The organism is Mycobacterium sp. HUMS_12744610 (assembly GCF_041206865.1).
GTDB classification, from domain to species: Bacteria; Actinomycetota; Actinomycetes; order Mycobacteriales; family Mycobacteriaceae; genus Mycobacterium; species Mycobacterium servetii.
In genome coordinates, this window is sequence record NZ_JBGEDP010000001.1 from 4212591 (window position 1) to 4227442 (window position 14852).

Annotated in this window: 16 protein-coding genes; 14 read left to right on the forward strand and 2 right to left on the reverse strand. The window is 69.7% G+C overall.

All coding sequences use genetic code 11. From position 1 onward, the window contains the following. Window positions 1-171: 171 nt before the first annotated feature. On the reverse strand, window positions 172-1659 hold the full coding sequence (mqo, locus tag AB8998_RS20215; protein WP_369739479.1) for a malate dehydrogenase (quinone): 1488 nt from the start codon (window positions 1657-1659) through the stop codon (window positions 172-174). 128 nt (window positions 1660-1787) lie between these two features. On the opposite strand from mqo, the gene AB8998_RS20220 reads away from it, so the two are divergent. Next, window positions 1788-2795 (forward strand): alpha/beta hydrolase, encoded by a 1008-nt coding sequence (locus tag AB8998_RS20220; RefSeq protein ID WP_369741673.1) that lies wholly within the window; start codon window positions 1788-1790, stop codon window positions 2793-2795. A gap of 9 nt (window positions 2796-2804) precedes the next feature. Beyond that, window positions 2805-4181 carry a mycothione reductase gene (gene mtr, locus AB8998_RS20225; RefSeq protein WP_369739480.1) on the forward strand — a complete coding sequence of 459 codons (1377 nt, stop codon included), beginning with the start codon at window positions 2805-2807 and terminating at the stop codon, window positions 4179-4181. 4 nt (window positions 4182-4185) lie between these two features. Here the strand turns inward: mtr and AB8998_RS20230 are convergent, their stop codons facing one another. Continuing rightward, window positions 4186-4689, reverse strand: coding sequence for a Fur family transcriptional regulator (locus tag AB8998_RS20230; RefSeq protein WP_369739481.1), 504 nt, complete (start codon window positions 4687-4689; stop codon window positions 4186-4188). A 144-nt stretch (window positions 4690-4833) separates the two neighbouring features. On the opposite strand from AB8998_RS20230, the gene nicT reads away from it, so the two are divergent. The 12 genes from nicT (at window position 4834) to AB8998_RS20285 (ending at window position 14852) form a co-directional block, all read left to right on the forward strand. Next, entirely contained in the window at window positions 4834-5961 is a 1128-nt protein-coding gene (gene nicT / locus AB8998_RS20235) for a Nickel transporter NicT (RefSeq protein ID WP_369739482.1), read from the forward strand. Window positions 5962-6053: 92 nt separating this feature from the next. Next, window positions 6054-6389: a hydrogenase maturation nickel metallochaperone HypA gene (locus AB8998_RS20240; protein WP_369739483.1), complete on the forward strand. Its 336-nt coding sequence runs from the start codon at window positions 6054-6056 to the stop codon at window positions 6387-6389. 44 nt (window positions 6390-6433) lie between these two features. Further along, window positions 6434-7183: a hydrogenase nickel incorporation protein HypB gene (gene hypB, locus AB8998_RS20245; RefSeq protein WP_369739484.1), complete on the forward strand. Its 750-nt coding sequence runs from the start codon at window positions 6434-6436 to the stop codon at window positions 7181-7183. Window positions 7184-7485: 302 nt separating this feature from the next. Then, window positions 7486-8541 (forward strand): NADH-quinone oxidoreductase subunit B family protein, encoded by a 1056-nt coding sequence (locus AB8998_RS20250; protein WP_369739485.1) that lies wholly within the window; start codon window positions 7486-7488, stop codon window positions 8539-8541. Window positions 8542-8592: 51 nt separating this feature from the next. Continuing rightward, on the forward strand, window positions 8593-10446 hold the full coding sequence (locus AB8998_RS20255; RefSeq protein ID WP_369739486.1) for a nickel-dependent hydrogenase large subunit: 1854 nt from the start codon (window positions 8593-8595) through the stop codon (window positions 10444-10446). 3 nt (window positions 10447-10449) lie between these two features. Next, on the forward strand, window positions 10450-11325 hold the full coding sequence (locus tag AB8998_RS20260) for a NifU family protein (protein WP_369739487.1): 876 nt from the start codon (window positions 10450-10452) through the stop codon (window positions 11323-11325). After that, window positions 11322-11957, forward strand: coding sequence for a DUF5947 family protein (locus AB8998_RS20265; RefSeq protein ID WP_369739488.1), 636 nt, complete (start codon window positions 11322-11324; stop codon window positions 11955-11957). The genes AB8998_RS20260 and AB8998_RS20265 overlap by 4 nt, the downstream gene beginning before the upstream one ends. Next, entirely contained in the window at window positions 11954-12613 is a 660-nt protein-coding gene (locus AB8998_RS20270; RefSeq protein WP_369739489.1) for a DUF6084 family protein, read from the forward strand. The genes AB8998_RS20265 and AB8998_RS20270 overlap by 4 nt, the downstream gene beginning before the upstream one ends. After that, window positions 12610-13965 (forward strand): hypothetical protein, encoded by a 1356-nt coding sequence (locus AB8998_RS20275; protein ID WP_369739490.1) that lies wholly within the window; start codon window positions 12610-12612, stop codon window positions 13963-13965. The genes AB8998_RS20270 and AB8998_RS20275 overlap by 4 nt, the downstream gene beginning before the upstream one ends. Then, entirely contained in the window at window positions 13953-14072 is a 120-nt protein-coding gene (locus AB8998_RS31615; protein WP_407687427.1) for a DUF6893 family small protein, read from the forward strand. The genes AB8998_RS20275 and AB8998_RS31615 overlap by 13 nt, the downstream gene beginning before the upstream one ends. A gap of 16 nt (window positions 14073-14088) precedes the next feature. Continuing rightward, on the forward strand, window positions 14089-14601 hold the full coding sequence (locus AB8998_RS20280) for a hydrogenase maturation protease (protein WP_369739491.1): 513 nt from the start codon (window positions 14089-14091) through the stop codon (window positions 14599-14601). Between the two features lie 2 nt (window positions 14602-14603). After that, window positions 14604-14852, forward strand: coding sequence for a HypC/HybG/HupF family hydrogenase formation chaperone (locus AB8998_RS20285; protein WP_369739492.1), 249 nt, complete (start codon window positions 14604-14606; stop codon window positions 14850-14852).

The window sequence follows — 14852 nt, forward strand, 5'->3', positions numbered from 1 at the left end:
CGCGACTCATCAGCGCCACTCCTCCTCATCGCTTCGCTCTGCATCGTCGCCGGCGCGACTCATCAGCGCCACTCCTCCTCATCGCTTCGCTCTGCATCGTCGCCGGCGCGACTCATCAGCGCCACTCCTCCTCATCGCTTCGCTCTGCATCGTCGCCGGCGCGACCCATCCTCATGCAACCTCCAGCCGTAAGGCCTTGCTGCCCCACGACCACACCTCGTCGAACAGCGCCGGCTCGTCGGAAAGCTTCACGCCCAGGGACGGAACCATCTCCTTGAGGGTGGGAAGCCAGGTTTGGTACCGGTCGGCAAAGCACCGCCGCAGCACGTCGAGCGCGATCGGCACGGCGGTCGACGCCCCCGGCGAGCCCCCGAGCAGCCCGGCGATCGTGCCGTCCGCGTCGCTCAGCAGGGTCGTGCCGAAGTCCAGGGCCCCACCCCTGCGCCGGTCCCGCCGGATCACCTGCACCCGCTGACCGGCCACGGTCAGCTCCCAGTCCGAATCCTTTGCGCCGGGCACGAATTCCCGCAACATGCGCACCCGGCCGGGGGCGGTCAGTCGCAGCTGGCCGATCAGGTAGTTCAGCAGGGCCAGCTCGGTGACACCGACGCCGAGCATCGACAGCAGGTTGTCCGGCTTCACCGAGCGGGGAAGATCGCTGAAATGCCCGTGCTTCAAGAACTTCGGCGACCAGCCGGCGTACGGGCCGAACACCAGCCATGCCCTGCCGTTGACCAGCCGCAGGTCCAGGTGCAGCGCGCCCAGCGGCGGGGCGCCCGGCGCCGGGACACCGTACACCTTGGCCCGGTGCGCGGCGGTGAGCGCCGGCCTGGCGGCGCGCAGGAAGCGACCCCCGATCGGGAACCCGGCGAACCCCCTGACCTCCCTGATGCCCGATCTCTGCAGCAGCGGCAGCGCATCGCCGCCGGCGCCGACGAAGACGAATTTCGCGTTGAGCCTGCGCCTTTGACCGGTCCGGCGATTGCCGACGAGCAGCGTCCAGCTGCCGTCGCCCTGGCGCGCGAGGCCGCGCACCTCGTGACCGAACAGCGCGGTGGTCCCGTGGCGCACGCAGAAGCCGACGAGCTGGCGGGACAACTCACCGAAGTCGACGTCGGTGCCGTGGGGCGCCCAGTTCAGCGCGAAAGGCTCGGAGAAGTCCCGCCCGGCGGCCATCAGGGGCAGCCGGCGCGCGAACTCGTCGGGGTCCTCGATCAGTTCGGTGCCGGCGAACAGGGGGTTTCCGGCCAGCGCCCGCCGCCGCCGCCGCAGGTAGTCGACGCGCTGCGCGCCGCGGACGAAGCTCGCGTGCGGAATCGGGTTGAGGAAGCCGCGATCGGGCACTATCCCCTTCGTGACGGCGTAGGCCCAGAATTGGCGGGTCACCTGGAATTGCTCGTTGACGTGCACCGCCTTGCCGATGTCGATCGACCCGTCCGGGCGCTGGGGGGTGTAGTTGAGCTCGCACAGCGCCGAATGCCCGGTGCCGGCGTTGTTCCAGGGATTGCTGCTCTCGCCGGCGACGGCGTCCAGCCGCTCGATCAGGGTGATCGACCAGTCCGGTTCCAGCCGGCGCAGCAACGCGCCCAGCGTGGCGCTCATGATGCCCGCGCCCACCAGCGCGACGTCAGTCCGCGCGGCTCTGGGTTGCCTCGACACCGGATCGTCGGTTCCTTCCCTTGGGAGTGCCGATTCTCAGGCTATCGACCGGTAGCGGCGCAAAGACGTGCGCCTCCCTGCGGCCACCGGCCGTGACCGCACCTTAAGCTGGCCGGGTGACTGGCTGGATGCCCGACGTCCTGCCCGGCTACTGGCAGCGCACCCTGCCGCTGGGTCCCGATCCCGACGGCGAAGGCGAGATCGTCGCCACGCTGGTCCGGCGTGGCGGGCCACCGGACGGGGACGTCGGCCACGCGGTCCTGGCGGTGCACGGCTACACCGACTACTTCTTCCACACCGCGCTGGCGGATCACTTCGCCGCCCGCGGTTTCGCCTTCTATGCGCTGGACCTGCGCAAGTGCGGCCGATCGCGGCGCGACGGCCAGACGCCGCACTTCGTCACCGACCTGGACCGCTACGACCTCGAACTCGGCCACGCCCTGGCCGCGATCCGGGAGCGGGCCCAGCCCGGGAAGGTGCTGGTGTACGCCCACTCCGCCGGCGGGCTGATCGCGTCGCTGTGGCTGGACCGGCTGCGGCGGCGCGACGCGGCGGCGCACGCCGGCATCGGCGGCCTGGTGCTCAACAGCCCGTTTCTGGACCTGCACGGCCCGGCCGTCCTGCGCCACCCGGTGTCCTCGGCGGTGATCGCGGGGCTGTCGCGGGTGCGGTCCAAGGGGGTGGCCCGGCCGCCCGCCCAGGGCGGTTACGGCACCACCCTGCACCGCGACTACCACGGCGAATTCGACTACGACCTGACGTGGAAACCCGTGGGCGGCTTCCCGATCACGTTCGGCTGGCTGCACGCCGTGCGGCGCGGCCAGGCGCGGCTGCACCGCGGGCTCGACGTCGGCGTGCCCAACCTGATCCTGCGGTCGGATTACAGCGTGGCCGAATGCAACGACCCGGCGGCGATGCATTGCGGGGACGCGGTGCTCGACGTCACCCAGATCGCCCGGTGGGCCGGCTGCATCGGGAACCACACCACCGTCGTACCGGTCGCCGACGCCAAACACGACGTGTTCCTGTCCCTGGAGCAACCGCGCCGGGAGGCCTACCGCCGGCTCGACCGCTGGCTGGACGACCACCTGCGCGCCGAAAACATCGACGCCGCGGCGTCGCAGGAAGGCAGGTGAGCGGCCCCGATGGAGAACTACGACCTCGCGATCATCGGAACCGGTTCGGGCAACAGCATTCTCGACGATCGCTACGCGGGTAAGCGGGTGGCGATCTGCGAGCAGGGCACCTTCGGTGGCACCTGCCTCAACGTCGGGTGCATCCCGACGAAGATGTACGTCTACGCCGCCGACGTCGCCCAGACGATCCGCGGCGCGGCGCGCTACGGCGTCGACGCGCACCTGGACGGGGTGCGCTGGGCGGACGTCGTCTCCCGCATCTTCGGCCGCATCGATCCCATCGCGGTCGGCGGCGAGCAGTACCGGCGCAGCGCAGCCAACATCGACGTGTACCGCGAGCACACCCGGTTCGGGCCCGCGCAATCCGACGGCCGGTACCTGCTGCGCGCCGGGACCGACGAGTTCGCCGCCGACCAGGTGGTGATCGCGGCGGGGTCGCGGCCGGTGGTTCCGCCGGCGATCTCGGCGTCCGGCCTCGACTACCACACCAGCGACACCGTCATGCGGATCCCCGAGCTGCCCGGCCACCTGGTGATCCTCGGAAGTGGCTTCGTGGCAGCAGAATTCGCGCACGTTTTCTCCGCCCTGGGCGTGCGGGTCACGATCGTGGCCCGCGGCGGCTGCCTGCTGCGGCACTGCGACGACACCATCTGCGAGCGGTTCACCCGCATCGCGGCCGCCAAATGGGACCTGCGCACCCACCGCAATGTCGTGGGCGGCACCAACCGCGGCGCGGTCGTCGAGCTGCGGCTCGACGACGGGTCGACGCTGGCCGCCGACCTGTTGCTGGTCGCGACCGGCCGGGTGCCCAACGGCGACCTCCTCGACGCCGCCCGGGCGGGGGTCGACGTCGAATGCGGGCGCGTGGTCGTCGACCGGTATCAACGCACCTCGGCGCGCAACGTTTTCGCCCTGGGCGACGTGTCGTCGCCGTATCAGCTCAAGCACGTCGCCAACCACGAGGCCCGTGTCGTGCGGGACAACCTGCTCTGCGACTGGGACGACACCGGGTCGATGGTGGCGACCGACCACCGCCACGTCCCGGCGGCGGTGTTCACCGACCCCCAGCTGGCGACGGTCGGCCTGACCGAGAACCAGGCCGTCGCAGCCGGATTCGACGTCGCGGTCGCGATCCAGGACTACGGGGACGTGGCGTACGGCTGGGCGATGGAAGACACCACCGGCATCGTCAAGTTGATCGCCGACCGCTCCACCGGACACCTGCTCGGCGCGCACATCATGGGCCATCAGGCGTCGTCGATCATCCAGCCGCTGATCCAGGCGATGAGCTTCGGGCTGAGGGCACCGCAGATGGCCCGAGGCCAGTACTGGATCCATCCGGCGCTACCGGAGGTGGTCGAGAACGCCCTGCTGAACCTCTACTAGACGGTCAGCGCCGCGAGCGTCCGCGCGGCCGCGGACCGGGCTCGGCGGCGGCCTGGCACCGCGGGCACAGGCCGCGCAGGGTCAGGCCGGCCCGCTCGGAGAGCGCGAACGAGCTGCCCGCCATCGCCTGCTCGAGCGCGGAACTGAGCTGCCGGGCCGGAACCTCGATGATCGAGCCGCACTGGGTGCAGACCGCGTGGTGATGGGGGGCGGTGGCCAGCCCGTAGGTCGTGACGCCGCTGTCCAGCGTCAACGCATGCAGCACACCCTGGTCGACCAGGGTGGTCACCGTGCGGTAGATGGTCGCCACGTCGGGCGCCTGCGTGCCGGGCGGCAGACATTCGCGTACCCGCTTGTGGATGTCGGCGACCGGCAGGTGCCCGTCGACCGGCTCGAGCACCGCCAGCACCTGGATCCGCGACGCCATCCGCCGCAGCCCGCGCGCCCGCAGGAACTCACCGATTCGCTCGGTGACGGCGGGGTCCAGAACGGACTGCTTACAACTCACCCGTCCAGTGTTGCTCCCGACGCCCGGGACCGCCAGTCTTCGTCGCGGCGCGGCGCCGCAGCTCCTGCAAGCGACTTGCATCTAGGCGTGCATGCTGCTTACAGTCGGGCCGGTTGTTGTCCGCCCGATGCCGGAAGGATTCCAGTGGCCAGTGCTCAGCTCGACTGGCGGCCCTCATGGAAGACCAGGCTTCGCAGCGCCCTGACACCGGCGGAGTGGTCGCGGCTCGCAGCGATGTCGGCGCTCATCGTCGCACTGCACCTGATCGGCTGGCTGACCCTGGTGCTGCTGGTCGAGCCCGCCCAGCTCAGCGTGGGCGGCAAGGCCTTCGGCGTCGGCATCGGCATCACGGCCTACACCCTGGGCATGCGGCATGCCTTCGACGCCGATCACATTGCCGCGATCGACAACACCACCCGCAAGCTGATGAACGACGGGCAGCGTCCCCTCGCGGTCGGTTTCTTCTTCTCGCTGGGCCACTCCACGGTGGTCTTCGCGCTGGCGGTGCTGCTGACCTGCGGGATCAAAACCCTCGTGGGGCCCGTCGAGAACGACTCCTCGGCCCTGCACCACTACACCGGCCTGATCGGGACGAGCGTCTCCGGTGCGTTCCTGTACCTGATCGCCATCGTCAACATCGTCATCCTCGCCGGCATCCTGCGGGTGTTCGCCCGGCTGCGCCGCGGCCACTACGACGAGGCCAAACTGGAACAGCACCTGGACAACCGGGGGCTGGTCAACCGGTTGCTCGGCCGGTTCACCAAGTCGATCACCAAGTCCTGGCACGCCTACCCGGTCGGGTTGCTGTTCGGGCTCGGGTTCGACACCGCCACGGAGATCGCGCTGCTGGTGCTCGCGAGTTCGAGCGCCGCCTCCGGCCTGCCGTGGTACGCCATCCTGTGCCTGCCCGTGCTGTTCGCCGCCGGCATGTGCCTGCTGGACACCGTCGACGGGTCGTTCATGAACTTCGCCTACGGCTGGGCCTTTTCCAGCCCGGTGCGCAAGATCTACTACAACATCATCATCACCGCGCTGTCGGTGGCCGTGGCCCTACTCATCGGCAGCGTGGAACTGCTGGGACTGTTCGCCGGCCAGTTCGGCTGGCGGGGGCCGTTCTGGGAGTGGATCGGCGGGCTGGACCTCAACGCGGTCGGCTACTTCGTGGTCGGCATGTTCGTTCTCACCTGGGCCGTCGCCCTGCTCGTCTGGCGCTACGGCCGCATCGAGGAGAGGTGGGACACCACCACCGCGGGGGCCGAGAGCACGCCTTGAAGCGTGTCCTGCGACCCTCCCGCAGAACCGTGGTTGGGGTGTAGAACGGTGCCATGTGCTCCTCGGCCGCGCGCGGGCAGCGGTGATCCGCGGTGCATGAGCTCGCGCTCTGCGAGGCGATCGCCGGTGTGGCCAAGACGCACGCCGGCGGCCGCCACGTCGAGGTGGTGCGGGTGCGGATCGGGGCCCTTCGCCAGGTGGTGCCGGAATCGCTGTCGTTCTGCTGGACCCTCGTCCGCGACGCCGAGGACATGCCGGACGCCGAGCTCGAGCTCGAATGCGTCGCCGCCGAGGTGCACTGCCGTGCGTGCGGCGAGCGGTCGAAGATCACGTCGTCGTGGTCGATCTGGTGCCCGCGGTGCGACAGCCCCGACGTCGAGGTGTTACGCGGCAACGAATTCCTGGTGACGTCGCTGGACGTCTCGTGAGGGGCACCTCTGGTGAAAGGCATTCGGAATGAACGGATCTGGTGATGGGTAGATTTCACCGGCACGACGACGGCACCGTGCACGCCCACGAGCACGGCGATCACAGCCACTACGGGACGGGACGGCAGCGCGTCGACGTGCTGGAGTCGATCTTCGCCGAGAACGACGTGTTCGCGGCGGCCAACAGGGCGGCGTTCGAGAGCAACGGGATCCGCACCCTCAACCTGATGAGCTCGCCGGGATCGGGCAAGACGACCATCCTGCAGGCCACACTGGACGAGCTGGCCGAAGAGATCGCGATCGGGGTGATCGAGGGCGACATCGCCACCGACCTGGATGCCGCCAAGCTCAGCGGCCGCGGCGCCCAGGTGTCACTGCTGAACACCAGCAACGGCTTTGGCGGCGAATGCCATCTCGACGCGCCCATGGTCGGTCGCGCACTGCCGGGCCTCGACCTGTCCCGCCTGGACCTGGTGATCATCGAGAACGTCGGCAACCTGGTCTGCCCGGCCGAGTTCGACGTCGGCGAGCACGCCAAGGCCATGGTCTACTCGGTGACCGAGGGCGAGGACAAGCCGCTGAAATACCCGGTGATGTTTCGCTCGGTGGATGTGGTGCTGCTCAACAAGATTGACCTGGTGCCCCACCTGGACGTCGACGTCGACACCTATGTGCACCATGTTCGTCAGGTCAACGCGACGGCACCGATCCTGCCCGTCAGCGCCCGCACCGGCGCCGGCCTGGACGCCTGGTTCGGCTGGCTGCGGCGGTTCGCCGGCACGTCGCCGGCCTGAGCGCACCGGCTTTGCGGCCGCGGCCTGCGCGCGGTGGCCCGGCTATCGGCACCCGATGCCGAAAGTCCCCGGCGATCGCCGGCTGCGGCGATGCGCAGCGCTCGCCAGGATGCGGAACATGCTGCCCGCCACAGTATTCCACCTAACTGAGCGGCTATGCGACATGCGTCCACTTATCCGGGCCCGGGTAACCGTTGACAACGCCTACCTGCGGGAGTAGACCCAGAACCAGCGCCGCGCAAGTGGGCCGACGGTCGACTCCGGCGGCGTAGGGGCCCTGGCCCGCCCCGGAAAGCTGCAGCATGCCAGCAGAAGCGGCAGTCAAAGCAGAAGAAACGCTGATCCACGTTCTCTGGATCAATGCAGGGCTCAGTTGTGACGGCGATTCGGTGGCGTTGACTGCCGCCACCCAGCCCAGCGTCGAGGAGATCGCCCTCGGCGCGCTCCCGGGCCTCCCGAAGGTCGCCGTGCACTGGCCGTTGATCGATTTCGAATGCGGCCCCAGCGGAGGAGCCGACGACTTCCTCGCCTGGTTCTTCAAGGCCGAGCGCGGCGAGCTCGAACCCTTCGTGTTGGTGGTCGAGGGCTCGATTCCCAACGAGAAGATCAAGGACGAGGGGTACTGGTGCGGGTTCGGCAACGACCCGGCCACCGGTCAGCCGATGACCACCAGCGAGTGGCTCGACCGGCTGGCGCCCAAGGCCACCGCGATCGTCGCCGTCGGGACGTGCGCGACCTACGGCGGCATCCACGCGATGGCCGGCAATCCGACCGGGGCGATGGGAGTGCCGGACTATCTCGGCTGGGACTGGAAGAGCAAGGCCGACATCCCGATCGTCTGCGTCCCCGGCTGCCCGATCCATCCGGACAACCTGTCCGAGACGCTGACCTACCTGCTCTACATGGCGACCGGTCAGGCGCCGATGATCCCGCTCGACGACGCGCTGCGCCCGCAGTGGCTGTTCGGCAAGACCGTGCACGAGGGGTGCGACCGCGCCGGCTACTACGAGCAGGGCGACTTCGCCACCGAATACGGCTCACCGAAATGCATTGTCAAGCTTGGCTGTTGGGGGCCGGTTGTCAAATGCAACGTGCCCAAGCGCGGCTGGATCAACGGCGTCGGGGGTTGCCCGAACGTCGGCGGCATCTGCATCGGGTGCACCATGCCCGGCTTCCCGGACAAGTTCATGCCGTTCATGGACGAGCCGCCGGGCGGCAAGATATCGAGCGCGGCGGTGGGTCTGTACGGGACCGTGATTCGCAATTTGAGGGGTATCACGGCCCGCACCGTCGACAAAGAGCCGCGCTGGCGGCACAACGGCAACCAACTCACCACCGGAGCGCGCCGCACCTGGTAGGCCGGGCACTCCATTCTCACCGCGGAATTCCCACCGCAGACGGAGAGATCGATGACAACTATCGTCCCCGAACCGACCACCAGCCGGCGCGAGCCCGGGCAACTCGTCGAGATGGCCTGGGACCCGATCACCCGGATCGTCGGCAGCCTCGGCATCTACACGAAGATCGACTTCGAGAACAAAGAGGTCGTCGAGTGCCACAGCACGTCGTCGATCTTCCGCGGCTACTCGATCTTCATGAAGGGCAAGGACCCGCGCGACGCCCACTTCATCACCAGCCGCATCTGCGGCATCTGCGGCGACAACCACGCGACGTGTTCGTGCTACGCGCAGAACATGGCCTACGGCGTCAAGCCGCCGCATCTGGGCGAGTGGATCGTCAACCTCGGCGAGGCCGCGGAATACATGTTCGACCACAACATCTTCCAGGAGAATCTGGTCGGCGTGGACTTCTGCGAGAAGATGGTCGCCGAGACCAACCCGAGCGTGCTCGCCCAGGCCGAGAAGACGCCGGCGCCGCACGCCGACGCGCACGGGTACCGCACCATCGCCGACATCATGCGCTCGCTCAACCCGTTCAGCGGCGAGTTCTACCGGGAGGCGCTGGCCGTCAGCCGCTGGACGCGAGAGATGTTCTGCCTCATGGAGGGCCGCCACGTGCACCCCTCCACGCTGTACCCGGGCGGGGTCGGCACGGTGGCGACCATCCAGCTGATGACCGACTACATGACGCGGCTGATGCGCTACGTCGAGTTCATGAAGAAGGTCGTGCCGATGCACGACGACCTGTTCGACTTCTTCTACGAAGCGCTGCCCGGTTACGAGAAGGTCGGGCTGCGCCGCACGCTGCTGGGCTGCTGGGGATCGTTCCAGGACCCCGAGGTGTGCAACTTCGCATACCGGGACATGGAGCGCTGGGGTGACGCCATGTTCGTCACCCCGGGCGTGGTGGTCGACGGCAAGCTGGTCACCCACTCCCTGGTGGACATCAACCTGGGCATCCGGATTCTCTTGGGCAGTTCGTATTACGACGACTGGACCGACCAGGAGATGTTCGTCCGCACCGATCCGCTGGGCAACGCCGTCGACCGGCGCCATCCGTGGAACCAGCACACCAACCCGCACCCGCAGAAGCGCGACATGGACGGCGGCAAGTACAGCTGGGTGATGTCGCCGCGCTGGTTCGACGGCACGGACCACCTGGCGCTGGACACCGGCGGCGGGCCGCTGGCCCGGCTGTGGGCGACCGCGCTGGCCGGGCTGGTCGACATCGGCTACGTCAAGGCGACCGGCGACAGCGTCAAGATCAACCTGCCCAAGACCGCGCTGAAGGGCCCGGTCGAGTTCGAGTGGAAGGTTCCCAAGTACGGCAGCAACACGATCGAACGCGACCGCGCCCGCACCTACTTCCAGGCCTACGCGGCGGCGTGCGCGCTGCACTTCGCCGAGAAGGCGCTGGGCGAGATCCGCGCCGGGCGCACCAAGACGTGGGAGCGCTTCGAGGTGCCCGACGAGGCGATCGGCTGCGGGTTCACCGAGGCGGTGCGCGGGGTGCTCAGCCACCACCTGGTGATTCGCGACGGCAAGATCGCCAACTACCACCCGTATCCGCCGACGCCGTGGAACGCCAACCCGCGCGACAGCTTCGGCACGCCCGGCCCCTACGAGGACGCCGTGCAGGGCCAGCCGATCTTCGAGGAGAACGGCCGGGAGAACTTCAAGGGCATCGACGTCATGCGCACGGTGCGCAGCTTCGACCCGTGCCTGCCTTGCGGCGTGCACATGTACCTGGGGAAGGGCAAGACGCTGGACAGACTGCACACGCCAACCCAGTCGCCCGCCGGCTGTGATGATCGCAAGCTCGGCGAAGCCGCGCGCAGCGGGTCATCACCATCGATGGAGTGAGGCATGGTGGATCGCCCGGACCTCTCACACGACGACGCGCAGTGGCGCACAGCGGGCGATCGGATCCAGACCCTCCTGGATTCCTGCGCGGCGGGTGGCGCCGCCGCACGCGACCGCGCCCGGCAGCTGGTCCGCGAGGTGGTCGGGCTCTACGGCGCCGGGCTGGAACGGATTCTGGGGTTGGCCGGCGACCCCGGGTTGGCCGAGCGGCTGGCCACCGACGACCTGGTGGCCAGCCTGCTCCTCGTGCACGGCCTGCACCCGCACGACGTGCGGCGCCGGGTCTGCGACGCCCTCGATCGGGTGCGCCCGTACCTGGGCTCGCACGGCGGCGACGTCGACCTGATCGGGATCGACGGCGACATCGTGCGGCTGGCCTTCACGGGCAGTTGCAAGAGCTGCCCGTCGTCGGCGGTGACGCTGGAGCTGGCCGTGGAGGACGCGATCCGGGCGGCCGCACCGGAGGTCGGCGCGATCGAGGTGGTGACGGCCGAGCCCACCAGGATGATCCCCGCCGAATCGCTGCTGGCCCAGGTGCGTTCGGGCGGGCGCACCGCCTGGCGCCCGATCCCCGAGCTCGCGGAGCTGAAGCCCGGCGAGGTCGCGGGTTTCGCGATCGACGGCACCGCGTTGCTGGCCTGCCGGGTCGACGACGAGTTGTTCGCCTACCGGGACCGCTGCCCGGTGTGCGACGACACGCTCGCGGGGGCGCGACTGCACCTGGCCCTGTTGCGATGCCCGCGCTGCCGGACCGAATACGACGCCGTGCGCGCCGGCGCCGGCGCCGGCGGCACCCACCTGGAGCCGATTCCGGTGCTGCGACGCGACGGTGTGCCGTCGGTGGCGCTGCGGGGTGAACCGATGGAGGCGAGGATATGACCAGCCCCTACGACGTGCTGGCCCGCATCACCGCGAACCGGCCGCTCCCCGAACCCGACGGCGAGCGGTGCGAGATGTGCGCCGAGCCGATCGGCGACGAACACCAGCACGTCGTGAGCGTGGCCGCCCGGCAACTGATGTGCGTCTGCCGCACGTGCTACCTGCTGTTCACCGACACGGCGGCCGAGCTGCGCTACCGGGCGGTGCCCGACCGGTATCTCGCCTTCCCCGGTTTCGCGCTGGACCGCCGGGCCTGGGAGGCGCTGCAGATCCCGGTCGGCGTGGCGTTCTTCTTCACCAACTCCGCACTCGGGCGCACCGTCGCCTTCTACCCCGGCCCGGCCGGCGCGTGCGAGTCCGAACTCGACCTGGACGCCTGGACCGCGCTCGCGGGCGCGGACCCGCGGGCGAGGCTGCCGGCCGACGACGTGGAGGCGTTGCTGGTCCGGGTGGCGGACGGGCCCGAAGCCGCGGAGCCGCAGACCTTTCTGGTACCGATCGACGCCTGCTACGAATTCGTCGGGCGCCTGCGCATGCTGTGGCGGGGTTTCGACGGCGGACAGCAAGCCCGTGCGTTCATCGACGACTTCTTCGCCCGGCTCGCCGCCCGTGCCGTGGCGAGGCCGCGATGACCGGGCAGCCGATCGACCTGGCGTTCGCCGTTAACGACGTGGCGCCCGAGCCGTACGGCGTCACACCGGTTCTCACCGCGCACGTGGGCGTCACCGACGTCGGCGGTCACACCGGCGCGGTGCACGCCATCGCGCTGCGGTGCCAGGTGCGCATCGAACCGCTGCGGCGTTCCTACTCCGACGACGAGGCCGCCGGCCTGCTCGACCTGTTCGGCGGCCGCGAGCGCTGGGCCGACACGCAGCGCACGTTCCTGTGGCAGCATTGCGCGGCGATGGTGCCGGGATTCGCCGGGCACACGACGGTGACGCTCCCGCTGGAGTGCACCTACGACTTCGAGGTGACGGCCGCCAAATACGCGCACGCCCTGCAGGACGGGGCGGTACCCCTGCAGTTCCTCTTCAGCGGAACGATCTTCGTCAACTCCGACCGCGGGTTCTCGGTTCAGCAGGTGCCGTGGGACTGCGAGTGCCGCTACGACATGCCGGTCGCGGTGTGGCGCGCGCTGATCGCCCAGCACTACCCCGACACCGGCTGGGTGCGGCTACGCCACGAAACCGTCGCCGCACTGGCCCGCTACAAGGCGACACGGGGCCTGCTCGACCTCGACGGGGCGGTCGCCTCGCTGCTGGGCGCCGCGCAGGAGGCCGCACGGTGAGCGCCCCCGAAACCTCCAGCCGGGCCCGGGCCCGTGCGGTCGCCGACGCGGTGCTCTACGAGGGCTACCTGCTCTACCCCTATCGCGGTACGTCCGGCAAGAACCAGTCGCGTTGGCAGTTCGGGGTTCTGGGGCCACCCGGTGCCGCGGACGCGGGCTGCGGCGAGGACGACGCCATGGGGGCGGAGTTCCCGGTCGACGGTGGGCGGGCGATCACCGTGGTGGTTCGGTTCCTGCAGTTGCAGCACCGCCGGGCCGAACGCGAGATCGGCGGCGGTGGCTTCGAACCCGTGGCCGAACTGGCCACCCCGACCGGGTCGTGGCTCTCCTGGGACGAGGCGGTGGAATGCGAGAGGTCCTTCGGCCCTATCGCATTGGATGGCCGGTCGTGGAGCCTTCCGCTGGTGGCGGATGCGGCAACCGACATCGAACTGCTGGACGGCGGGCGGCTGGTCCGCCAGCGCGAGGAGGTGCGCGGCGAGCTCACGGTGGTCGCCCGGCCGGACGGACACCTGCGCCGGGTCTCGGTGCGCGTGGCCAACACCGGCCGCGACGCCACCGGCAAGGCCGACGCGATCGCGCGCTCCATGATCGGGACCCACCTGATCGTCGAAGCCGACGGCGGGCAGTTCGTCTCGCTGCTGGAACCTGCGCCCGACGCCGCCGGCGCGGTGTCGCGGTGCGCTCGGCATCGCTGCTTCCCCGTGCTCGCCGGCGCACCGGGCAGCCGCGACGTGGTGCTGATCTCCCCGATCATCCTCTACGACCATCCCGAGGTCGCCGAGCAGAGCAGCACCGCCCTGTACGACTGCACCGAGATCGACGAGATCCTCACCCTGCGCGTGATGACGATGACCGACGAGGAGAAGGCGCAGGCCCGGGCCACCGATCCGCGGGCCGCGCAGCTCATCGACCGGTGCGATGCCATCTCGCCCGGGGCGATGGCGCGCCTGCACGGTGTCCTGCGCGATCCGCGGCCGCACGCGGGGCTGGTGCCCGAGATACCCGAGGGCGTCGACTGGTGGGATCCGCTGGCCGACAACGCCGTCCGCCCCGAGATCGATGCGGTACTGGTGAACGGGGTCCGGGTGGCCCGCGGCAGCCGGGTGCGGTTGCGCCCGAACCGCAACGCCGACGCCCAGGACATCTTCGTCGCCGGTAAGACCGCCCGCGTCGCCTCGGTGCACGAGGACGTCGAGGGCAACCGGTATGTCGGGGTGGTCGTCGACGACGACCCGGCCGCCGACCTGCACGACTGGTACGGGCGTTACCTGTATTTCTCAACCGACGAGGTCGAGCCGCTGGGGGACGACTGCGGGAACACGGAGAGGAGTCAGACATGGAAGTTCTAGGGTGGATCTTTTTGGCCATCATCGCGGTGGTGGTCGCGGTCGCGGTGGCGATGGGGGTGGTGTCCCTGCCGGATGCCCGCCGCTACCTCAAGCTGCGGCGGATGTAGCCGGCCGGGCGCGGTGATGACAGCGCGCATCCTGGTGGCCGGCATCGGCAACATCTTCCTGGGCGATGACGGATTCGGCTCGGAAGTGGTCCGCAACGCCGAGCTCCCGCAAGACAATCCGGCCGTCCGCGTCGTCGACTACGGCATCCGGGGAATGCATCTGGCCTACGACCTGCTCGACGGCTGGGACACGCTGGTCCTCGTCGATGCGATACCGAGCCGCGGCAACCCGGGCACCCTGCACGTGTTCCAGGCCGACCACGAGGCGCCGGACGAAACGGTCGGCGTGGACGCGCACGGCATGGAGCCGGCAGCGGTGTTCGCCAGCCTGCGGGCGCTGGGCGGCAGCCCGCCCTACACGGTCGTCGTGGGCTGCGAGGCGGGTAGCGTCGATGAGGGAATCGGCCTGACCGAACCCGTCGCCGAGGCGGTTCCGCGGGCGGCGCGGGCGGTCGAGGACATCGTCGCGGCGCTGCAGAGTCCGGCCCCTTCGGTTTCTGTGGCCGTCTCGGCGCCGAAGGAGTGTTGAGCATGTGTCTGGGGATACCGGGCCGGGTGATCGGGATGCTGGACGGTTACGCGGGACAGCTCGCGCTGGTCGACGTCGTCGGCGAGCAGCGGCGCGTCAACGTCGGCATGCTGCCCGAGGAGACGTTCTCCCCCGGCGACTGGGTCATCATCCACATGGGCTTCGTCGTCGAGAAGACCGACCGCGCCGGGGCCGACGAGGCGATGGCCGGCCTGGAGCTGATGGGGCGCGGCGATCCGGAGGGCGACTGA